The organism is Vibrio sp. 14G-20 (assembly GCF_026241515.1).
Lineage (GTDB): Bacteria > Pseudomonadota > Gammaproteobacteria > Enterobacterales > Vibrionaceae > Vibrio.
The window spans coordinates 210,002-228,453 of record NZ_JAPHPW010000004.1 but is presented as its reverse complement, the minus strand read 5'-3'; the positions used below and the strand labels follow the sequence as shown (position 1 = coordinate 228,453).

The 18,452-nt window shown below is 44.6% G+C and carries 19 protein-coding genes; 11 read left to right on the top strand and 8 right to left on the bottom strand.

What is annotated here, in order from left to right; genetic code table 11:
• Nucleotides 1–9: 9 nt before the first annotated feature.
• Nucleotides 10–858: a sterol desaturase family protein gene (locus tag OQJ75_RS05490; protein WP_265971301.1), complete on the bottom strand. Its 849-nt coding sequence runs from the start codon at nt 856–858 to the stop codon at nt 10–12.
• A gap of 87 nt (nt 859–945) precedes the next feature.
• Nucleotides 946–1,959, bottom strand: a complete 1,014-nt coding sequence (locus OQJ75_RS05485; RefSeq protein ID WP_265971302.1) for a DUF2804 domain-containing protein — start codon at nt 1,957–1,959, stop codon at nt 946–948.
• Between the two features lie 170 nt (nt 1,960–2,129).
• Here OQJ75_RS05485 and OQJ75_RS05480 point away from each other — a divergent pair, with 170 nt between their 5' ends.
• The gene (locus OQJ75_RS05480; protein ID WP_265971303.1) at nt 2,130–3,164 is read left to right on the top strand and encodes an AraC family transcriptional regulator; all 1,035 of its coding nucleotides are present in this window, start codon (nt 2,130–2,132) and stop codon (nt 3,162–3,164) included.
• Between the two features lie 20 nt (nt 3,165–3,184).
• Here the strand turns inward: OQJ75_RS05480 and OQJ75_RS05475 are convergent, their stop codons facing one another.
• Nucleotides 3,185–4,132: a chromosome partitioning protein ParA gene (locus tag OQJ75_RS05475; RefSeq protein ID WP_265971624.1), complete on the bottom strand. Its 948-nt coding sequence runs from the start codon at nt 4,130–4,132 to the stop codon at nt 3,185–3,187.
• A 39-nt stretch (nt 4,133–4,171) separates the two neighbouring features.
• Nucleotides 4,172–5,506, bottom strand: a complete 1,335-nt coding sequence (locus OQJ75_RS05470) for a sphingomyelin phosphodiesterase (protein ID WP_265971305.1) — start codon at nt 5,504–5,506, stop codon at nt 4,172–4,174.
• Between the two features lie 164 nt (nt 5,507–5,670).
• Between OQJ75_RS05470 and OQJ75_RS05465 the strand changes: the two genes are divergently transcribed.
• Nucleotides 5,671–5,811, top strand: coding sequence for a hypothetical protein (locus tag OQJ75_RS05465; protein ID WP_265971306.1), 141 nt, complete (start codon nt 5,671–5,673; stop codon nt 5,809–5,811).
• Between the two features lie 110 nt (nt 5,812–5,921).
• Nucleotides 5,922–6,443, top strand: a complete 522-nt coding sequence (locus tag OQJ75_RS05460; protein WP_004734880.1) for a DUF2058 domain-containing protein — start codon at nt 5,922–5,924, stop codon at nt 6,441–6,443.
• Between the two features lie 128 nt (nt 6,444–6,571).
• Here the strand turns inward: OQJ75_RS05460 and OQJ75_RS05455 are convergent, their stop codons facing one another.
• Together OQJ75_RS05455 and OQJ75_RS05450 are read right to left on the bottom strand one after the other, a co-directional pair.
• Nucleotides 6,572–6,793, bottom strand: coding sequence for a hypothetical protein (locus OQJ75_RS05455; protein WP_265971309.1), 222 nt, complete (start codon nt 6,791–6,793; stop codon nt 6,572–6,574).
• 308 nt (nt 6,794–7,101) lie between these two features.
• A complete protein-coding gene (locus OQJ75_RS05450; protein WP_016799764.1) occupies nt 7,102–7,986 on the bottom strand; it encodes a LysR family transcriptional regulator in 885 nt (294 codons plus the stop codon).
• 142 nt (nt 7,987–8,128) lie between these two features.
• Between OQJ75_RS05450 and OQJ75_RS05445 the strand changes: the two genes are divergently transcribed.
• A complete protein-coding gene (locus OQJ75_RS05445) occupies nt 8,129–9,139 on the top strand; it encodes an aldo/keto reductase (protein WP_265971312.1) in 1,011 nt (336 codons plus the stop codon).
• 9 nt (nt 9,140–9,148) lie between these two features.
• Nucleotides 9,149–9,541, top strand: coding sequence for a GlcG/HbpS family heme-binding protein (locus OQJ75_RS05440; RefSeq protein ID WP_265971313.1), 393 nt, complete (start codon nt 9,149–9,151; stop codon nt 9,539–9,541).
• A gap of 111 nt (nt 9,542–9,652) precedes the next feature.
• Here the strand turns inward: OQJ75_RS05440 and OQJ75_RS05435 are convergent, their stop codons facing one another.
• Together OQJ75_RS05435 and OQJ75_RS05430 are read right to left on the bottom strand one after the other, a co-directional pair.
• Nucleotides 9,653–11,026, bottom strand: a complete 1,374-nt coding sequence (locus OQJ75_RS05435) for an L-cystine transporter (RefSeq protein ID WP_265971315.1) — start codon at nt 11,024–11,026, stop codon at nt 9,653–9,655.
• A 185-nt stretch (nt 11,027–11,211) separates the two neighbouring features.
• Nucleotides 11,212–11,907, bottom strand: coding sequence for an NAD-dependent epimerase/dehydratase family protein (locus OQJ75_RS05430; RefSeq protein ID WP_265971316.1), 696 nt, complete (start codon nt 11,905–11,907; stop codon nt 11,212–11,214).
• 701 nt (nt 11,908–12,608) lie between these two features.
• Here OQJ75_RS05430 and OQJ75_RS05425 point away from each other — a divergent pair.
• From OQJ75_RS05425 to OQJ75_RS05400, 6 genes are all read left to right on the top strand, one after another.
• The gene (locus OQJ75_RS05425; protein WP_265971318.1) at nt 12,609–13,220 is read left to right on the top strand and encodes a flavin reductase family protein; all 612 of its coding nucleotides are present in this window, start codon (nt 12,609–12,611) and stop codon (nt 13,218–13,220) included.
• 44 nt (nt 13,221–13,264) lie between these two features.
• A complete protein-coding gene (gene cobT, locus OQJ75_RS05420; protein ID WP_265971319.1) occupies nt 13,265–14,329 on the top strand; it encodes a nicotinate-nucleotide--dimethylbenzimidazole phosphoribosyltransferase in 1,065 nt (354 codons plus the stop codon).
• Complete coding sequence (locus tag OQJ75_RS05415) at nt 14,329–15,135, top strand: adenosylcobinamide-GDP ribazoletransferase (RefSeq protein ID WP_265971321.1); 807 nt, start codon at nt 14,329–14,331, stop codon at nt 15,133–15,135. Before cobT ends, OQJ75_RS05415 begins: the two co-directional genes overlap by 1 nt.
• 9 nt (nt 15,136–15,144) lie before the next feature.
• Entirely contained in the window at nt 15,145–15,765 is a 621-nt protein-coding gene (gene cobU / locus OQJ75_RS05410) for a bifunctional adenosylcobinamide kinase/adenosylcobinamide-phosphate guanylyltransferase (RefSeq protein WP_265971323.1), read from the top strand.
• Nucleotides 15,766–15,774: 9 nt separating this feature from the next.
• Nucleotides 15,775–16,392, top strand: a complete 618-nt coding sequence (locus OQJ75_RS05405) for a histidine phosphatase family protein (RefSeq protein ID WP_265971325.1) — start codon at nt 15,775–15,777, stop codon at nt 16,390–16,392.
• A gap of 139 nt (nt 16,393–16,531) precedes the next feature.
• Nucleotides 16,532–18,328, top strand: coding sequence for a M3 family oligoendopeptidase (locus tag OQJ75_RS05400; RefSeq protein ID WP_265971327.1), 1,797 nt, complete (start codon nt 16,532–16,534; stop codon nt 18,326–18,328).
• Nucleotides 18,329–18,452: the final 124 nt, after the last annotated feature.

Sequence of the window (18,452 nt, the reverse complement as noted above, 5' to 3'; positions counted from 1 at the left end):
GTAGGCTATTTAGTCAGAAGGTGGTGAGAGCATTAATTTCACTTTCTGCTTCATGGTTAGCGTTTGGTTTCGCAGATCTTTGAATATGGTTTTCCACTCTTGAAAGGTCACCGTTATCGGGTTGAAACTCTCTACAGGTTTGGTGACGCCGTAACGCACTGTTTCCACTTCCGGTTCAAACGTCCCAAATAACTTGTCCCAGATAATAAGAACGCCAGCGTAGTTCTTATCGATGTATTGCGGATTTCTGCCGTGATGAACACGGTGGTGGGATGGGGTATTAAAAAGGTATTCCAAAGGCCCTAGGCTTCGTACCCACTGAGTATGCACAAAGAACTGTAAACCCAGATTCAGAAGTACCACGAAGATTACCCATTTAGGGGCGAAACCTATGATGACGAGTGGTACCCAAAATAGCCACATTCCCGCAAGCGGGTACATTAGGCTTTGACGAAATGCGGTACTGAAGTTCATACGTTCAGAGCTGTGGTGCGCGACGTGTGCTGCCCACATCCATCGAACTCGGTGGCTTGCTCTGTGGAACCAGTAGTAGAAAAAGTCCTGTAGAACCATTAATACAATGAAACTCAATACACCCATTTCAATGTCCATTAAGCGCCAACCAAACAGCCACAGGTAGAGCTGAACGATCAGCAGCCCGGTTAACAAATCGGAGAGTTGATGCATGCCTGCTAACGTGAAGTTACACATGACTTCCGATAGCTTGTAACTTGAATTGTCTGGTAATCGGCCTTGCTTTTGACCAATGAAATACTCGGCCAACATACAGATCATGAACAAAGGCGCCAATACCAACAGCAGCCATTCCGGATGATTGATTAATGCGTCGATATTCATGTTTTATCCTTGTTGAGACGCCATACGCGTTTTTAGTATCAAGTTTACTTAGACTCGATCGTCTGAGATTCAATCAGCAGAGTTTCGCTACCAGCGGGCAAAGTGATCTTCTGTTAGACCAAGAACACCATCGAGTTGATGTGTCACTCCATTGTTGTCTTCAATCGAGCCAGAAAAGTGACCAATGAACTGACGAAAGTTACTCTTTAACAGCCATAAATTGAGCTTTTCGCTGCGGTTATTTAAGGGCGTAAAGGTCAGGTTTATACGTCCATCTTGTGATGTTATCTGCCAAGGTAAGTTCGTGTCTTGGCGACTGAACGTAAACTGTACCGGGTTAAGCAAGTGCCTGATTCCATTGACCCACAATACGTTTTCGCAGCCTCCGGTTTCATTGACGCCCGCCGCGAGATTCAAGCCAATATCAGTGCCATTGGATTGCGTGTTGATGCTTGCCCAGCGCCAACTGGTTTCGCGCCTCATGTATCCCGCTGAAAAGTCATAACCGGCACGAGCTTGCGTGAGGGTTAATGATGTTCCCTTGATTTGGATGTCGCCGCTGATGCGCAAAGCATTGTGCTTTTGGGTGTAAGTCCAACCTGAATAGCCCGTTGGGCTGCACATCGCCAAGGGCAAGCTGTCGGTTTCAGGCTCTAAAGCGATATCGACCGTTATGAGTTTGGTATTCAAGCAAACTCGCCATTGTCCGTCTTCAATATCAAAGGTGACGCTTTGATCTGCAATGCTTGTTTTTCCTTCGAATGGTGAAGGCGTTACATGCTTATCAAACCCTAATGGCCTCAACCAAGATGACTCTTCTAGATGGTTGTTCTCGATGTTGTAGACATAACAAAACGCTGAGCCCAAGTAGCGAATATCCGCGATAGCGACGCCGATAATGTGCGTGTCGGTGACGATGCTGGCAAACTGGAATTGCTTATAGTGGAAGTGCTTCTGCCAAGGGTTTGCTTTTGAGTCCATCGAGTTTCGGTAGTCAAAGTTCTCGATGTTCAGGTGCTTTGGGATGCCATCGAAATGTCCAATGATCGGCTGACCATCAGAATCAATCAAACTGTGTGGGGCTAGACTCGTTTTTATCATTGCGATGGTTCACATTATTTTAACAATTAAAGCCATTGTGCGATGAGTAGCGTAGAATTGGGAGGTCATATTCGGACAAGAACGCGTTACCAATCACGATTTTGTTAGCATGTGTTGTTGAGGCTGAGTAGTCAGGTTTATGGGAATGGGCTCGATATAAGGAGAGACGATTGGAGACTATCGCGGAGTATAAGCCAACAGGGCATCGGCATCAGCTAGGAACATTAGATATAGCGCTGCTGTTGAATACCTTAGCGCAACGAGGTGTCGATATTGAAAGGCTGCTCACGGAAGTCGGGTTAGAAACTATGGATTGGCGATACCCGAATGGAAAGCTGACTTACGCTGATAAACTTGCGTTGTTTAGCGCGGCTAATCAGAGCTTTCCTCACGATGGCTTAGGGCTTTGGTTGGGAGAACACGCTAGCTTGAGCCATTTTGGCGTGTTGGGTTATGCGCTATCAACCAGTCAAAATGTCGGGGAGGCCATTAAGTCGGGCTTTAAGTATTTGCGCCTGAATGGGCCTATCTTCTCGGTTAGATTGCTTTTAGATTCTGAACAAGCGGTGATCCAGATTGAAAATACTTTTGAGGTGGGAGAGCTACTTCCTTTCTGCAGCGAGTATTTCCTGAGTTCAATTGTCTCTTTGTTCAAAGAACTGACAGGCCATGATCTGGATATTCACACTCTGGCTTTGCCATACGTTCGCCCTAACTACGCCAAGCTCTATGACAACCGCTTCCAGTGCCCTGTAGTTTTTGAGCAGAGCCATTGTAAATTGCGTTTTGATGCCTCGGTTTTGTCACAAACCTTATTGACTCACGATGCCGCGACACTGAAGCGCTATCTCGCGTCTTGCCAGTCGATAGTGGAAACGCTGGACTCCGAGCATCTGTTGACTAACCAGATCAAAACGATCTTTTATCAAACCGCAGGCAGTTTCCCGAATATTGAACAACTTGCGGATGAGTTTGGTTGCAGTTCTCGTACGCTCAGACGAGAACTGGTCACTCATGATTCCAGTTACCAAGTATTGCTGACCGAAGTTCGAGTGGAATTAGCTAAAGAGCTGTTGCTCGGCACAACTATGAGTATCGATGACATTGGTGAAAGGCTCGGTTATAGCGACCCTGCAAATTTCAGAAGGGCGTTTAAAGGGTGGCTCAATAAAACGCCTGCGCAGTTTCGTGATGGTCTAACTTAGCTTGACTGTCTGAACCTATATTATTCAAAGAACTTCTCACGAAATTCTGTTATTTGCTGTTGGTAGTAGTCGTTCCATTGTTGTGCATCCCAATTGGCATGGCTTGCCGAACGTTGAGAATCTAAGGTCGATTTCAATTGATCCAGTTGTTCGTGGTAGGTCATCACAGTCTGCTGTTGTTGCGCCACTTGTTGTTCACGCGCGGCGATATTATTGGCCTGTGCTGCATCCAAATATGTTTCTTGAAGTTCAGCCTTGATGGTCGCTAGCTCGGAAGAACTGTAGTTGTTTGGCAGCAGTGAGACAGCAAGCTCGTATTGTTGAGCCGGATTTTCTGCGTTTAATGTTCCCGTTTGACTTTCCCATTCCGAGAGTAAAGCTTGATAGTGTAAGACAAACTCAGTCGCTTCGACTTCCTCAAGCGTGTTTGCGCTAAGCGTAAAATCCAAATGCGCAAATTGATCGGCAAATAGTTGGTGGGCTAATTCTCCCCAAATTTCTTGTGCAGATTGCTTAAATAGCTCAACACGCGCTTCTAAAGAGTTGATGGATTCGAGTGGCATTGTGCTTTCCCTTACTTGCCAATCGACAGAAAGCTTTGGGTAATCGCTTAATAGCTCAAACCACTCCATCGGTAACTCAGATTTCAACTGCGCGAGTTGTTCCGTGCAATTGTCGGCTTGTTGGCAAAGCGACCAAAACTCATCGAGCTTATTGTGTAGCACCTTTCCTTCAAGTTCAGTTAGGTTTTCTGCATACGCTTTTCCGTTTAGGTTTTCAGTTTGGACTTGTTTACCTTGCGAAACGCGATTGTCTGAAAAGCCTGCCGTATTTGATATGGGACTATTGTCATCAGTCGCTATAGAAACATGTTGCTCCACTTCTGTGTGTTGGACAGAAGATTGCGATGTTTCAATCGATTTTGATGACCATGAATAGCCAACAATGCTCGTCACAGCGACGAGCATTAGGATTAATCTAACTCGATGCATTATCCGTTCACCGCGTTACTTGATGACAGCACTAACAGGGAAGTGATCTGAAAGGTTGTAGTGCTTCCATAATTCACTGCTGGTAGAGCGAGGAACATCAACGCGGTTATTATTGTGAGCTTTTTGTGTGTACTCTGAACTCACCACCACGTAATCGAGATATTCAACATTCTCACCGCCAGACATTGGCTCACCAGCGAAGTTATTGATGCGAGGGTCAAAGGTAGAAGCGGTATATCCTGAGTACTCAGGCTCTGTGGCTTGTAGGTTGGCGAACATCTGTTGGTAGTCACCTGGGAACTTAAGCTTGTTCACGTTGAAATCTCCGCTGTAAATCACCGTTTCAGAGGATGGTATGTTCAGTGATTGAGCGAGCTGACGCATCTGTTTAAATTGACGCTGACGATAGTCACGCGCCGTGTCCGTATCGAATGAGGCTGTGTGCGTACCAAACACATGGTAAGCCTGACCATTTTTGATAACCTCGGCGTAATTCACGCCTTTATCAGCAAAACAATCTGTGCCGGTACAATCAGGGAATACGTACTGTGCCTCGTTGACGATAGGGTAGCGGCTCACAATGATCACGCCGCCGTCATAGATGTTGATGCCATCTTTATCGAGCATTTTAGTTTGGTAAGGATATTCCTTTGCTAGTTCTCGCAGGAATTCATCTCGTCCGTTGGCAAACACTTCTTGAAGCGCTAATACGTCGTAGCCCTTAACGTATTGAGGGATGAGGTCGTAACGATCACCGATGTGTGAAGCGATAGCGGGGAGGGCCCAGATATTGTAGGTCATGACTTTCAGCGTGTTGGCGTCTGGCTCTGGTTGTTCGTCCACTTTCTGTGGGGTGATGGTGTAGTAAATGTCATCGTAGCGCGCCGTAGAATCGGCTTTAAGTGCTAGCTCTGCATTGACCCCGAATGCATCGGTCGTGCTGCGATGAATATTACGATCGTTATGCAACGTTAGGTTAACGTCTGCGGCGCTCAAACCATGTTGCAGTGTCGAGTTATACCAGTGTCCCTTCATGGTTTGGTTGAGCGTGACACTCTCACCCACTGCGTTCGATACCACAGTGTCAAACTCATAGGTCTTCCCAGATTTCACACCAGTCCAGCGGTTGAAACTGATCAGCTTCTTCGTCTCCCAAGGGCCAATCTGTTCAACATGCTGTTGCCACTCATCACCGAGTTGAAGCTGGTCGGTACCGCCGTGGTTGGCTTGAATGGTCATTACTTGATTGGTGTTATTGGTGAGGTACACGTCGGTGTCTGCTATCGCAGAGGTCGAAGCGATTGATGTGGATGCCACAAGTGCAGCTAACCAAGTCCATTGAGTTTTCATCGTTTACGTTATCCTTATTGATTGATGTCTAGAATAACGTAGTCAAGAGTTATGACATTGGAGCTATAAATCTATGGCATTTATTCAAATATGAGGTATATGCCAAGGTTTTATAAAATCGATTAACCATTGAAAATTAACATATTGTCTTGTTGGAATGATAAATGGTACGCGCGCGAATAATAGAGTCAGCTAACAATTTCGAGTCGGTGGGTGAGGCATTGTTGGTGTGTTTAAGTGAAAACTGTGTGTCGGGGAAAAGTGGAGGTGGTGAGCAACAAGAAGTGAATATGGACGCAGCTTAGAGCTATCAGCACAAATTTTGCAATTGTTCTGTAATTTGTTCTTGTTCAGTAAACAGAAACCTTAAAAACAGGTATGATAGTGCCGTTTTTAATCCTGAACTGGGAAAGTCATGGCAAAGTTAACACTCCAAGAGCAGATGCTTAAAGCTGGCTTGGTAAATGAGAAAAAATTAAAGAAGGCGAAGAAAGGCTCTAAAAAGTCTCGCGTTCAGTCTCGTGAAGCAAAAGCGGCAGCAGAAGAAACTAAACTGGCGCAGCAAGCGAAAGACAAAGAGCTAAACCAACAGTTGAAAGAACAGCAGTTGAGCAAAGAAATTAAAGCTCAAGTGAAGCAACTGATTGAGATGAACAAGATCGAACAGAAGAACGGTGAGATCAAATACAACTTCACCGATGGTACGCTAGTCAAATACCTTTACGTAGAAGATCTGACCCAAAAGCAACTAAGTAAAGGCATTCTAAGTATCGCGCGTCAAGGCGAAAGCTATGTTGTTATCCCTACTGCGGTAGCGAACAAGATCGCGATGCGTGACGAAGAATCTATCGTTGATACTCAAGCTTCAAGCTCTGATGAAGTAGACGAAGATGATCCGTACAAAGACTTCGTGATCCCAGATGATCTAATGTGGTAATCCGTTTTACCTAGCTCCATTCTAATGGCTAGCTAAGTTTACAGGATCTAAGAATGCAGCGAACAATCACTCGATTGGCGCTGCATTTTTTTTGGCGCAAAATTACTTCAACAAATCTTTAATAACGCTTAGTGTTCTGAGATACCGTAAACAAGGCTATCATTGGCACTTGCATGATCGATAAAATCGGTATTAGCGCGCTGTTCGTGTTGGTCATAGCCATCGAAGTAACAGTCGCCAATTTCATTGCGCGGGCAAACGTGAATGTGGTCTTTGATGACCAGTTCGGTAGAACAACATGGGCAATGTCTTATATGTCCAGTGAGTACCGTAGATCGATTTGGTTTCATACATCCTCCTGATAGGCACTGTAATATGATTGCCTATTTGCACCCTAGGTTACGCAAATTAGTGTGTCGTTATGATTTCATTTTTAAGTCAATAAAAAACGATTCGTAGAGTGAATATTTAGGTATTAATGTAAATGTAAGAGCAAGAAAAAATAAAACGAACTAGGACGAGTAGGCTTGAAAGTGGATCGGCCATATAGTCGGCTTTCACTGGTATAACATTCAGCCGAAGAGGTTGAAGTAGAGCTCGCTACGACGAATATGTTGGCCAGATGAAACCAACAAGCCCTAGTGAGCTGTGCATCATTTTATCGACTTAAGCTTTCAAAGTAATTCTGAACAAATTTAACGAACACTTGGTGTTTCTTTGCCGGATAAATAACTTGCGGATAGAACAGGTAAATACTATTGCCTTGTGGCAGACATTCATTAGGCAGCACTCGCTCTAACTCTCCAAGCTCAACCTCTTTCGCAACGTAGTAACTCGCAATACGAATAATACCGCTTCCTACCATGGCTTGTTGCTTAAGTAAGTGATTGTCATTACTTGAAAGCCAACCGGACACATCAATATTTGCAGACTTTAAAGGCCACTCGGTTTGATGTAGCGTTGCTAAGCATTGATGATCACTTAAGTCACTCACATTGGTTGGACGACCAAATTGATCAAGATAACCGGGCGTTGCGACTAAATCATGCTGATAGCTAATCAAATGTTTCGCCACCATGTTGTCCGGTGGGGTATTGGTGGCGCGAAACGCGATATCGATATCGTCTTGGTTGAGATTAAAGTTGGTGTAGCTGCTATTTATCTCAAAACGGATCTCTGGATATTGCTGCCTAAACTGTTGGCAGATATCGAATAGATATACCTCAGTAAACATCTTTGGCGCGGTGAGACGCAATAGACCTTTTACGATGTCGTGTTGTTCCGAAACACTGCGCTCGAGCTGCAACACTTGAGAACGAATCGTTAAACCTTGTTGTAACGCGCGTTCGCCTTCTTGGGTTAAACGAACACTGCGCGTGGTTCTGACCAAAAGAGGGCACTGTAAATCATTCTCTAAACGTTTGATCTGCTCAGAAAGGTAGCTCTTAGAGATACCGAGCTTTTCGGCTGCTTTGGTAAAGTTAAGTTGCTGAGCAAGTTCTACAAATAGGATCAGTCGTTCTATTCTCTTGTGCTCGTTCATGTGTGTATGCCTTCAAAACTGGTTAGTTCCATTGTTCGTCATATAAAACAATCATTTCGTAAATAGCATATTCTGTTTTCTAAAAAGAACAATATGATAGGGGCATATTTATTGGCATCAAATCTTCAAAGCGAGATCAGGTATGACGAACAGCATTGAATCTACAAACAAAACGAATGATAAAAAGAGCATTCCGTTATCAAACTATCTACCGAATGTCGGGCAGGTTGCCTACGGCTGCATGGGCTTAGGTGGTGGCTGGAATGATAATCCAGTAACGGCGGCTGATGTAGCGCAAACACGCAGCGTAATCGACACAGCATTAGAGTCAGGAATCAATCTGTTCGACCATGCAGACATTTATACCTTCAGCAAAGCAGAGCAAGCTTTTGGTCAAGCACTGCAACAAGCCCCTGAATTACGTGATCAGATATTCATTCAATCTAAATGTGGTATTCGTTTTGAAGGCGAGGGCAATGTTGGTCGCTATGATTTCTCGGCAGATTGGGTAAGCCAATCGGTAGGCGGTATTCTCAACCGATTGAATACAGAAAAGCTCGACGTGTTGCTTTTGCATCGCCCTGATCCGCTCATGGAACTCGATGAGTTGGCAAGAACGCTTGAGAACCTGAAAGCTCAGGGAAAGGTCGATTTCTTCGGTGTCTCTAACATGAACAGCCACCAAATTCAGTACCTGCAATCTGCGCTCGGGCAACCCATTGTCGCAAACCAAATTGAGATGAGTTTAGCTAAACTGGATTGGTTGAATGATGGTGTGATGATCAATTCGCAAGGTCACCATCAATCTGATTTTGCTGCAGGTACACTTGAGCATTGCCAAATGAAGGGGATTCAATTACAAGCGTGGGGCTGCTTGGCGCAAGGTCGATTTGCTGAGCAAGGTTTGTATTCAGAACATGACAACGTGAAAAAGACCGCGCATTACGTAGCTCAGTTAGCGAACCAATATGGCGTAGAAAGTGAAGCGATTGTGTTGGCATTTTTGCTTCGTCATCCCTCAAGTATTCAGCCTGCTATTGGTACGACTAACCTAGAACGAATCAAAGCTTCGGCAGTCGCGACTCAGATAAATCTGTCGCGTGAAGAGTGGTACAACTTATACGTGTATTCACGTGGTCAAGCGCTGCCTTAAGGAATGAGAATGTTGAATCAAAAGATCGCACAACAATTGGTGTCTAACGCTCTCGACATTGCTGAGCATAATCAACATGCAATCGCAGTGAGCGTGTGTGATACGCACGGTGAGTTACTGGCGTTTATTCGCATGGATAATGTGAGTGTTCAAGCCGGATTGCTAGCACAGAACAAAGCTTATACGTCTGCAAGAGACAAACAGCCAAGTGGTAACTTAGGGGCTTGGGCAAAAGAAACTGGTAAAGACTTAAGTTACTGGACTGACCCTAAGATCACTGGCTTTAAAGGCGGTGTTCCCATTGAGTTAAAGGGGCAGGTGATTGGCGCTATTGGTATCAGCGGATTGAGTGAAGAGGACGATGAAGCACTTGCTGAGAAAGTGATTCAACTTGTGTTCTAAGCTGTTGCTTGTGAAGTAATGGAAGTTAGAAGTAACAGATAATAAAAAACCGATGCATGTGCATCGGTTTTTTGTTTAACGAGATTCAAGTGCTTGAATCAATCGAATCCATTAAGCGTTCGCTTGTTCCAGATCTTGTTGCTTGTCTTTCTTACCCAATAGGCGGCTTGTGATGGTACCGGCTGTCATTGCACCAGATACGTTAAGCGCTGTACGTGCCATATCGATAAGTGGCTCGATAGAGATAAGCAGTGCCGCAATCGTTACAGGAAGACCCATAGCAGGAAGTACGATAAGCGCCGCGAATGTTGCACCGCCACCTACGCCAGCAATACCGAATGAGCTCACTGTGATAATGGCAATCAGAGACAGAATGAAGTTAATGTCCATTGGGTCGATGCCAACCGTAGGCGCAACCATGACTGCTAGCATTGCAGGGTAGATACCCGCACAACCGTTTTGACCAATCGTCGCACCGAAAGAGGCAGACAGGTTAGCAATCGCTGGTGGCACGTTTAGCTTAGTGATTTGAGCTTCAACGTTCAGTGGAATCGTTGCTGCAGAACTACGAGACGTGAAAGCGAACGTCAGCACTGGCCAGATTTTTTGGAAGTATTCTTTCGGGTTTACACCAACAAAAGAAACCAACACACCGTGTACAACGAACATCAGTAGAATCGCAACGTAAGATGCAACGATGAAACCCAGTAAGCTTAGGATGTCTGAGGCACTTGATGTTGCAACTACCTTCGCCATTAACGCTGCGATGCCGTATGGCGTTAGTGCCATGATCATCTTAACTAAGCGCATAACGATAGATTGTGCCGCTTCAACGAACGTACGGATTGGAGATTCTAGTTCTTCTTTCTCTGCCATCACTTTACGAGCAGCAATACCCGTTAGCACACCAAAGATAACCACTGCGATGATAGACGTAGAGCGAGCGCCCGTTAGGTCTGCAAATGGGTTAGTCGGAATAAAGCTGACCAGCATTTGTGGAATTGTTAGGTCTGAAACGCTACCTATGCGGCTTTCAAGTGTTGCGATACGTGCTGTTTCGCGAGCACCTTCTGTTAAACCTTCAGCAGATAAGCCGAATGCTTGAGTCACAACGATACCAACAATCGCAGAAATAGCGGTTGTTGCTAGCAGTACAGAAATAGTGATACCAGAAATCTTGCCCAGTGACCCACCTTTCTCAAGCTTCACCACTGCCGCAATCATTGAAACCAATACTAATGGCATAATCACCATTTTTAGTAGGCCAACATAGCCACTGCCAACAACATTTACCCAATCCAACGTTTCTTTGATGGCCGGGTTGCCTTCACCCAGTAGCAGCTGTAAGCCTAATCCGAAAGCACTACCAAAAACCAAACCTAATAGAACGAGGCGAGAAAGAGTGTTTTCTTTTTTCTGCTGTCCGTAGAGAAAGAAGAGGATACCAGTGAATACCGCTAAGGCAGCGATAGCTGAAAATGACATTTGTTTTCCTTATGAATTTCTTTATATCGATAGCGCGATTAGATATATGGGCGCAAATACTGTTAGCTACAGTAGCGACCTGTAATAAAACGTAAAATAAGGAAAAGTAATTTAATAGAACGATTAGTAATATCCACTCAATAGGATGGGTGGATATTCAACATTGTGATGAATAGGTGAGCTTTTTAGCGATATTTTGCTAATAAATTGAGCATGTCACTCGATGAGTAAATTTCGATATTTTGGAAATTATTTTCGAATAATCGGAACAACATTGCTTTGGCTACGTCTTTCGACTGAATAGGTCGAAGATTTTTGAACTTACCAAACATAAACGGAGACAGCAGAGGAAAGAGACTTTGCAGGAGTTTTTCATCAGCTCTTGGTTCATCACGTTCACCCACCAGCGGACCAGGACGTGCGATGAAAAGCTGCTTGAAGCCAATTCGCATTAAATTTTGTTCCATTTGCCCCTTGCACTTTAGGTAGTGCGAATAGGAATCTAGTGAAGCGCCATAGCTAGAAACGACCGCCACGCGTTGAACTCCAAGAAACTTCATCGACTGTGCGACTTGGCTAACCAGTTCCACATCGATTTTACGAAGCGCTTCTTTTGATCCTGCTTTTTTCTTGGTCGTACCTAAGCAGATTACGCCCAGATTAGGCGTCGCATTGGTGTCATCCCAACTGGTAACTTGCAGGTCGCTGTGAATAAGAGTGTGGAGCTTGGTGGAGTCAAATTGTGAGTCTAATGCTCTTCGGGATAGGGCATAGATATGATCAACCGCTGGTTCATCGATGAGCAACTTCATCACATGATGACCAATTAGCCCTGTTGCACCGGCCACCACGACCGATGTTTTGTCTCCAGAAATGCTCATTCTAATCCCTTATTCACTGCACAAGTGCTTGTTTAATATAAACAGTGTTTGAATTTTAAGCGAATAAAAATTTGTTGAACGAGTAATCAGTAGCTTAGGGGGCGGGCTCCGGTTTATGGAAAAAGAGGTGATTTCGTTTGGTTTGAAATTTAAGTTAGGCTTTAAATATAACAAAGCCCGTTGGGCGACGGGCTTTGTTACTTTATTTACAACTTATTAGGTGAAGGATAGTGGGATTTTCCTTACCTTTTTGCTAGCTTTCTTACCGGATTTATTAGGTTTTCTTTTACTTGAGTTTGGAATCATTACACCTCCTAAATCTTAGTTTCTTTGCTTTGTTTCTTGTAGTCGACTCTTTGTAGCTAAGTGATGGCAGTCACTTTATTTTTACGATGTTGCTCAACTTACTTTAACTCTAACTTATCAATTGAGAGAGATTGAAAAGCTTTTTGCTTAACTCACTAAGGAGAGGTTAGTAAGTTACATAAAGCATAATCGATGCCAAAACGTAAGTGATTGATTTTTGGTGTTGGTGGTGTTTGGCCCAAACCATGTTGTCTTTTTGATTCTCAATTTGAGAAAAAGTGGCCTTGGACTGCTCAAATTAAGAACACTCTCTGCGGTTTCTACCACATAGCCATAGATACAGCCTTGCTTAACACGTAAACTGAGTCGTAATTCACATAGACCAAGGACGTGCTATGAACCTCAAGCTTGATACTCTTGCTCCCACTCAGATTTATCACCTGATGACACAAACCGTTGTTCCTCGCCCGATTGCGTGGGCATTAACGGAATCTTCTGAACAAGAGTACAACCTAGCGCCTTTCTCTTATTTCACGCCTGTTTCCAGTAATCCACCGCTACTGATGTTATCGGTTGGGAAGAAGCCGTCCGGCGAAATCAAAGATACCACTCGTAATGCCTTAGAAACGGGTAAGCTAGTGATTCACATTGCTTCTTCAAGTTCTGCAGAAACAATGACAGCGACAGCAGCTACCCTTGAACATGGTGATTCGGAAGTCACCGCGAATAATATTGAGCTGGTTGAATTTGAAGGCTTTTCTTTACCGAGAGTGAAAGAGTGCGCAGTCGCTTTTGGCTGCACCTTGTACGAAGTAAAAGAGGTTGGAGAGGTGCCACAAAGCCTCATCTTTGCTCAAGTCGAAACCGTGTACATTTCCGAAGACGTGATCGACAAAGAGAGTGAACGTCTTAAGATTGATGCGTTGGCATTGGACCCACTGTCTCGACTTGGTGGTGGTGAATACGCGACGCTTTCCAATGTGTTTTCTGTCGCACGCCCTAAGTAGCAGTCCCTAAATCAACGTACCCAGAATAAGCGTTTTTAAAAACTATGTTAGATACCCAATACTCGCAGTGCATCCAACACCGAATTGACCAAAAAACCAAGCCACTCGGTGCGCTTGGTTTACTCGAAAAAGTCGCACATCAACTGGCATTGATTCAGAGCCAAGGCAAGGAAGCTGCGGTTGAACACATCGAATTGAATAGGCCAAGTATCATCATTTTTGCTGGCGACCATGGTATTGCTGACGAAGGCGTGAGTATTGCTCCAAGCGCGGTAACACAACAGATGGTGTTGAACTTCTTAAGCGGTGGCGCGGCGATCAATTGCTTCTGTGCGGTGAATAATATCGATATCACGGTAGTCGACACGGGGATATTGTTGCCTGTTGAATCAGACAGTGACATGTTGATCTCTCAGCGTTTGGGTACGCGAACCAATAACTTTGCCAATGAAGCGGCAATGAGTTTAGAAACGGTGGAACGCGGGATTGAACTGGGCACTGAGCTTGTATCTAGAACCATTTCGAATGGCACCAATATCATCATGTTTGGTGAAATGGGTATAGGAAATACCAGCAGCGCATCAGCTATCTTAAGTTCATTATCGAATCGGTCTGCAGATGAGTGTGTTGGCCTAGGAACAGGCATCAACAATGAACAACTTGCGCGAAAAGTAGCTGTGGTTGAGCAAGGTGTTGCGCGTTGCAAAGGTTTAGACCCTAAAGAAGTCAAAGAGCTTACAGATCTTAAAGATATCAAAGAGGTACTAGCACAAGTTGGTGGTTATGAAATCGTTCAAATGGTAGGCGCTTTCCTAGGCGCTTATCAAAACAAAACCCCAGTATTGGTCGATGGTTTTATCGTGTCAGTTGCGGCGTATGTCGCAACCCTAATTGAACCGAGTTGCCGAGACTATATGATCTTCGCACATCGCTCTGAAGAGTCAGGGCACAAAATTCTGTTAGAGCTGCTAGACGCTGAGCCACTGCTCGATCTTGGATTGAGATTGGGCGAGGGCACAGGTGCTGCTCTCGCAATGTCAATTATTCGTGCGGCAGCCGAGTTCTATAACAACATGGCGAGCTTCGAAAGTGCTGGAGTCACGGTTTAATGAGTGATGCACCAGAAAGATCGTTGAAAGATCGAGTTACTTATCAGTGGGAGCTGTTTGCGCTGGCGATGGGGTTCTTTTCTCGCTTACCAATGCCGAAGAACACGCCCTATTCATCAGAGCGAATGAACCGTTCTGGGCGTTACTTTTCACTGGTTGGTTTGTTACTGGGTGTTCTGTGTGGCGGTGTGTTTTTGCTACTTGATGCGGTACTGCCGAGTGCGGTGGCGATCTTTTTGATGATGAGTTTTAGCCTGATGCTCACTGGTGCATTCCATGAAGACGGCTTGACCGATATGGCCGATGGTATTGGTGGCGGCATGACTCTAGAACGCCGCTTGACCATCATGAAAGACAGTCGAATCGGTACTTATGGCGCGTCTGCACTGGTTATGGCTCTGCTCGGCAAGTGGGTTTTATTGAATGAACTCATAAGCATGACCGGACTGTTTATGGTTATCGTGTCCAGTTATACCTTTAGCCGCGCGATTGCTGCATCGCTGATTTACGACATGCCTTATGTTAGCGATTTGGACACAAGTAAAAGTAAGCCATTGGCTAACAAGCAAACCAAAGGCGAACTTGTCTTCTTATTGCTTGTAGGCGTGCTGCCTAGCCTGTGGTTTGGGCTTGAATTCGCTTTGGTTTTATCTGTCGTCGCCTATCTGTTCAGAACTGGTTTCAAAAAGTGGTTAATGGCTCTAATTGGTGGCTTTACTGGCGACTGCTTGGGGGCTGCTCAACAGTTGATGGAGTTACTGATTTACCTTGTATTCATAACTGCTTTTTACAATGGCTTTCTATAACGGTCTCCTATGAAAAACACGAATCAAACTATTCAAGCTAATCAAATTAATCAAGCAAGTCAGCGAAACAGCCATTTGGTATTGGGTGGGGCTCGTTCTGGTAAGTCGAGTTTTGCAGAGCAACAAGCATTATGTGCGCTTGTTGCATGTTCAAATGGACGTTTGCATTACATTGCGACCGCTACCTATCTAGACGATGAAATGCGTGAGCGTATCGCCCATCATAAAGAATGTCGCGGTGAGCAATGGATTGGGCACGAAGTGCCTGTCGAGTTAGCCACGAAACTGCAGTTGTTTAACCAAGATGATGTGGTACTGATTGATTGCCTAACCTTGTGGCTGAACAACATCATCTTTGAATTGGGTGATGACGCAACCAATGAACAGGTTGAAGCCGCGGTTGAAGTATTGGTCAACAGCGTCGAACAAAGTCCGGCGCAAATTATCATGGTGTCTAACGAAGTCGGTTTAGGTGTGGTGCCACTGGGTAAAGTGTCGCGCTTGTTTGTCGACAATGCTGGGCGAATGAACCAAGCATTGGCTCGCGTTGTCAAACGAGTTACGTTGATAGCTGCCGGATTGCCACTGCACTTAAAACCATCTAATCATTCGCTTGATACTCAAGGCTAGGTCTAACTCATGGTCAACGGAACAACCAAAAACATCTATTTACTAAGACATGGCAAAGTTGAAGGGAAAGCTGCACTCAATGGTTTATCTGATGTGTTGGTTAACGCAGATCTTCAACAACAGATAGGCGAGGCGCTCGTCACACAAGACATTACCTTTGAGAGCATAGTTACTTCGCCACTAAGACGATGTAGTGACCTCGCGAACTTGTCTGCACAGCGTATGTCTTTGCCTTTGTCTGTTGTAACAGGCTTTCAGGAAATGAACTTCGGTGAAGTAGATGGTGTTCCATTTGATGAACTTGAAGATAAGTGGGAGATGCTAGAAACCTTTTGGCAAGCTCCTGCGAATCATCAATTAACGGGTGCAGAAAGTTTACAAGGTTTCCACGACAGAGTAACTCAAGCTTGGTCGCAACTTTTGAACGATCCAAGTGACAATATATTGTTGGTTACTCATGGTGGTGTGATTCGCATATTGTTAGCGCACTGCCTCGATATTGATTGGAAAAACCCGAGTTTGTACTCGAAGTTATCGATAGAAAACGCGTCGATAACTCATATTCAAATTACTCAGTTTGCGCAGAGCTTTATCAACGTCAAATCGATAGGGCTGCCTGTTCTCTGAGTGTTAAAAATACACAGTTTAAGAATTAACAATCTATTAGACCTGTAAATTGAAACAGAAATATAAATAGAAGTATAAAGCGACGTTTACAGCCGCTATACCAGATTGGTATTACTACCTACGTGAAAGGAATTTAGTCATGACAACACCAAGTTGGGATCTAAGCATTGCTTATAGCGACCTTAATGATGCAAAAATCGAACAGGACATTGAACTCATTCAGCAGTGTATTGAACTGTTGAACCTACACGTTGAAAAGCGTCACATTATTCTAGCGATGCAAAACGCCATTCAAACTTCAGAAGCGGCAGGCACGTTACTCAGCACGATCAACACCTTCGCTAATTGCCACGCATCGGTCGACGCGACACACACAGAAGCCAAAGCATTGCTTGGTCGTGTTGCGAAGCTAAACTCTGAAATGTCTCAAGCGTTCAGCCCTTACGAAGACATGCTAATTCACGCAGAACCAGAATTTATTGATGCAGTATTAGAGCATGACAGCGCAGATGTAGCAGGGCAACGCTTTGCGATTGAAAGCTCACGTAAGTTATCAAGCAGCCGACTCAGTGTTGCTGAAGAGCAGTTGCTAGCCGCAATGAAAGTCGATGGCCGCGATGCATGGGGGCGTTTATACGATAACCTGACGGGTTCTTTAAAACTGTCACTAAAGCTGGACGGCGAAGATGAAACTCTAGGTTTTTCACAAGCGGCGAGTTTGTTGTATGGCAGCGAGTTCGACAAACAAGAAACGGCATGGCGTGCTGTTCAAGGCGCAATGAAAACGCATCAAGAGTCATTTGCTTCGATTCTAAATGCATTGGCAGGTTGGCGACTGACGGAAAACAAAAAGCGTTCGAAAATTAGCGATGTGCATTTCCTTGATCCAAGCCTGCATGGAAGCCGCATTGTACCAGAAACGCTAGATACCATGATGTCGGTGGCAAAAGCCAATCGAGCTGTTGGTCAGAAAGCAGGTTTGTTGATGGCAAGAGTTCACGGCTTGGATGAAATGAAACCTTGGAACCATTTAGCCGCGATGCCACCACTGGGTGACAATGAATCTAAAGTTTACCCATTTGATGAAGCGATCGAAGTGATCAAAACGGCTTTCTCTGAAGTCAATCCAGAGATGTCTGATTTTGTCGCATTAATGGTTGAGAACGGTTGGATTGATGCCGCGCCTGCTGCGAACAAACGCCTAGGTGCGTACTGTACTAAGTTTGCAGCCACTCGCACGCCATTAGTTTTCATGACTTGGAGTGGTAGTCGCTCAGATTTAATGACACTAGCTCATGAATTGGGCCACGCTTTCCATAACTGGGTAATGAAAGACATGCCATTGTGTCAAACTCGTTACCCAATGACACTTGCTGAAACCGCTTCGATCTTTGCTGAGAATATTGTTCGTGACCACTTGTTGAAGCAAGCACAAACACGAAATGAAAAATTGGAAATGCTGTGGGAAGAGCTCTCTTCTTCTTTGGCATTAATGGTGAACATTCCCGTTCGCTTCGAATTTGAAAAAGTCTTCTACGAGCAGCGTGAAAAAGGCGAACTGACGGCTCAGCAGCTTTGCGACCTAATGGAAAAGACTTGGAAAGATTGGTACGGAGATGCAATGACAGAAGCCGACCCTTACTTCTGGGCGAGCAAGCTGCACTTCAGCATCTCTCAAGTGAGCTTCTACAACTACCCATACCTGTTCGGTTACTTATTCAGTAAAGGCGTTTATGCACAACGTGATTCTAAGGGCGAACAATTCTACGGTGATTATGTCTCATTGCTTCGTGATACTGGCAGCATGATGGCAGAAGAAGTGGTACAAAAACACCTTGGCATGGATCTGACTGAAGCCGATTTTTGGCAACAAAGCATCGATATGGTCAAAGTTCAAATTGATGAATTTGAAAGATTACTGAATCAGAAAGATTAATTGATCTCAATCTGTTCATCGCGGGTAAGAGCTGTGTTAGCTTACGTGGCTCTTATCTTGCTGAAATGACTAAACTTAAAATGATCATCTAGAACAGAATTAAAAAATCATTATTTGGAACAGA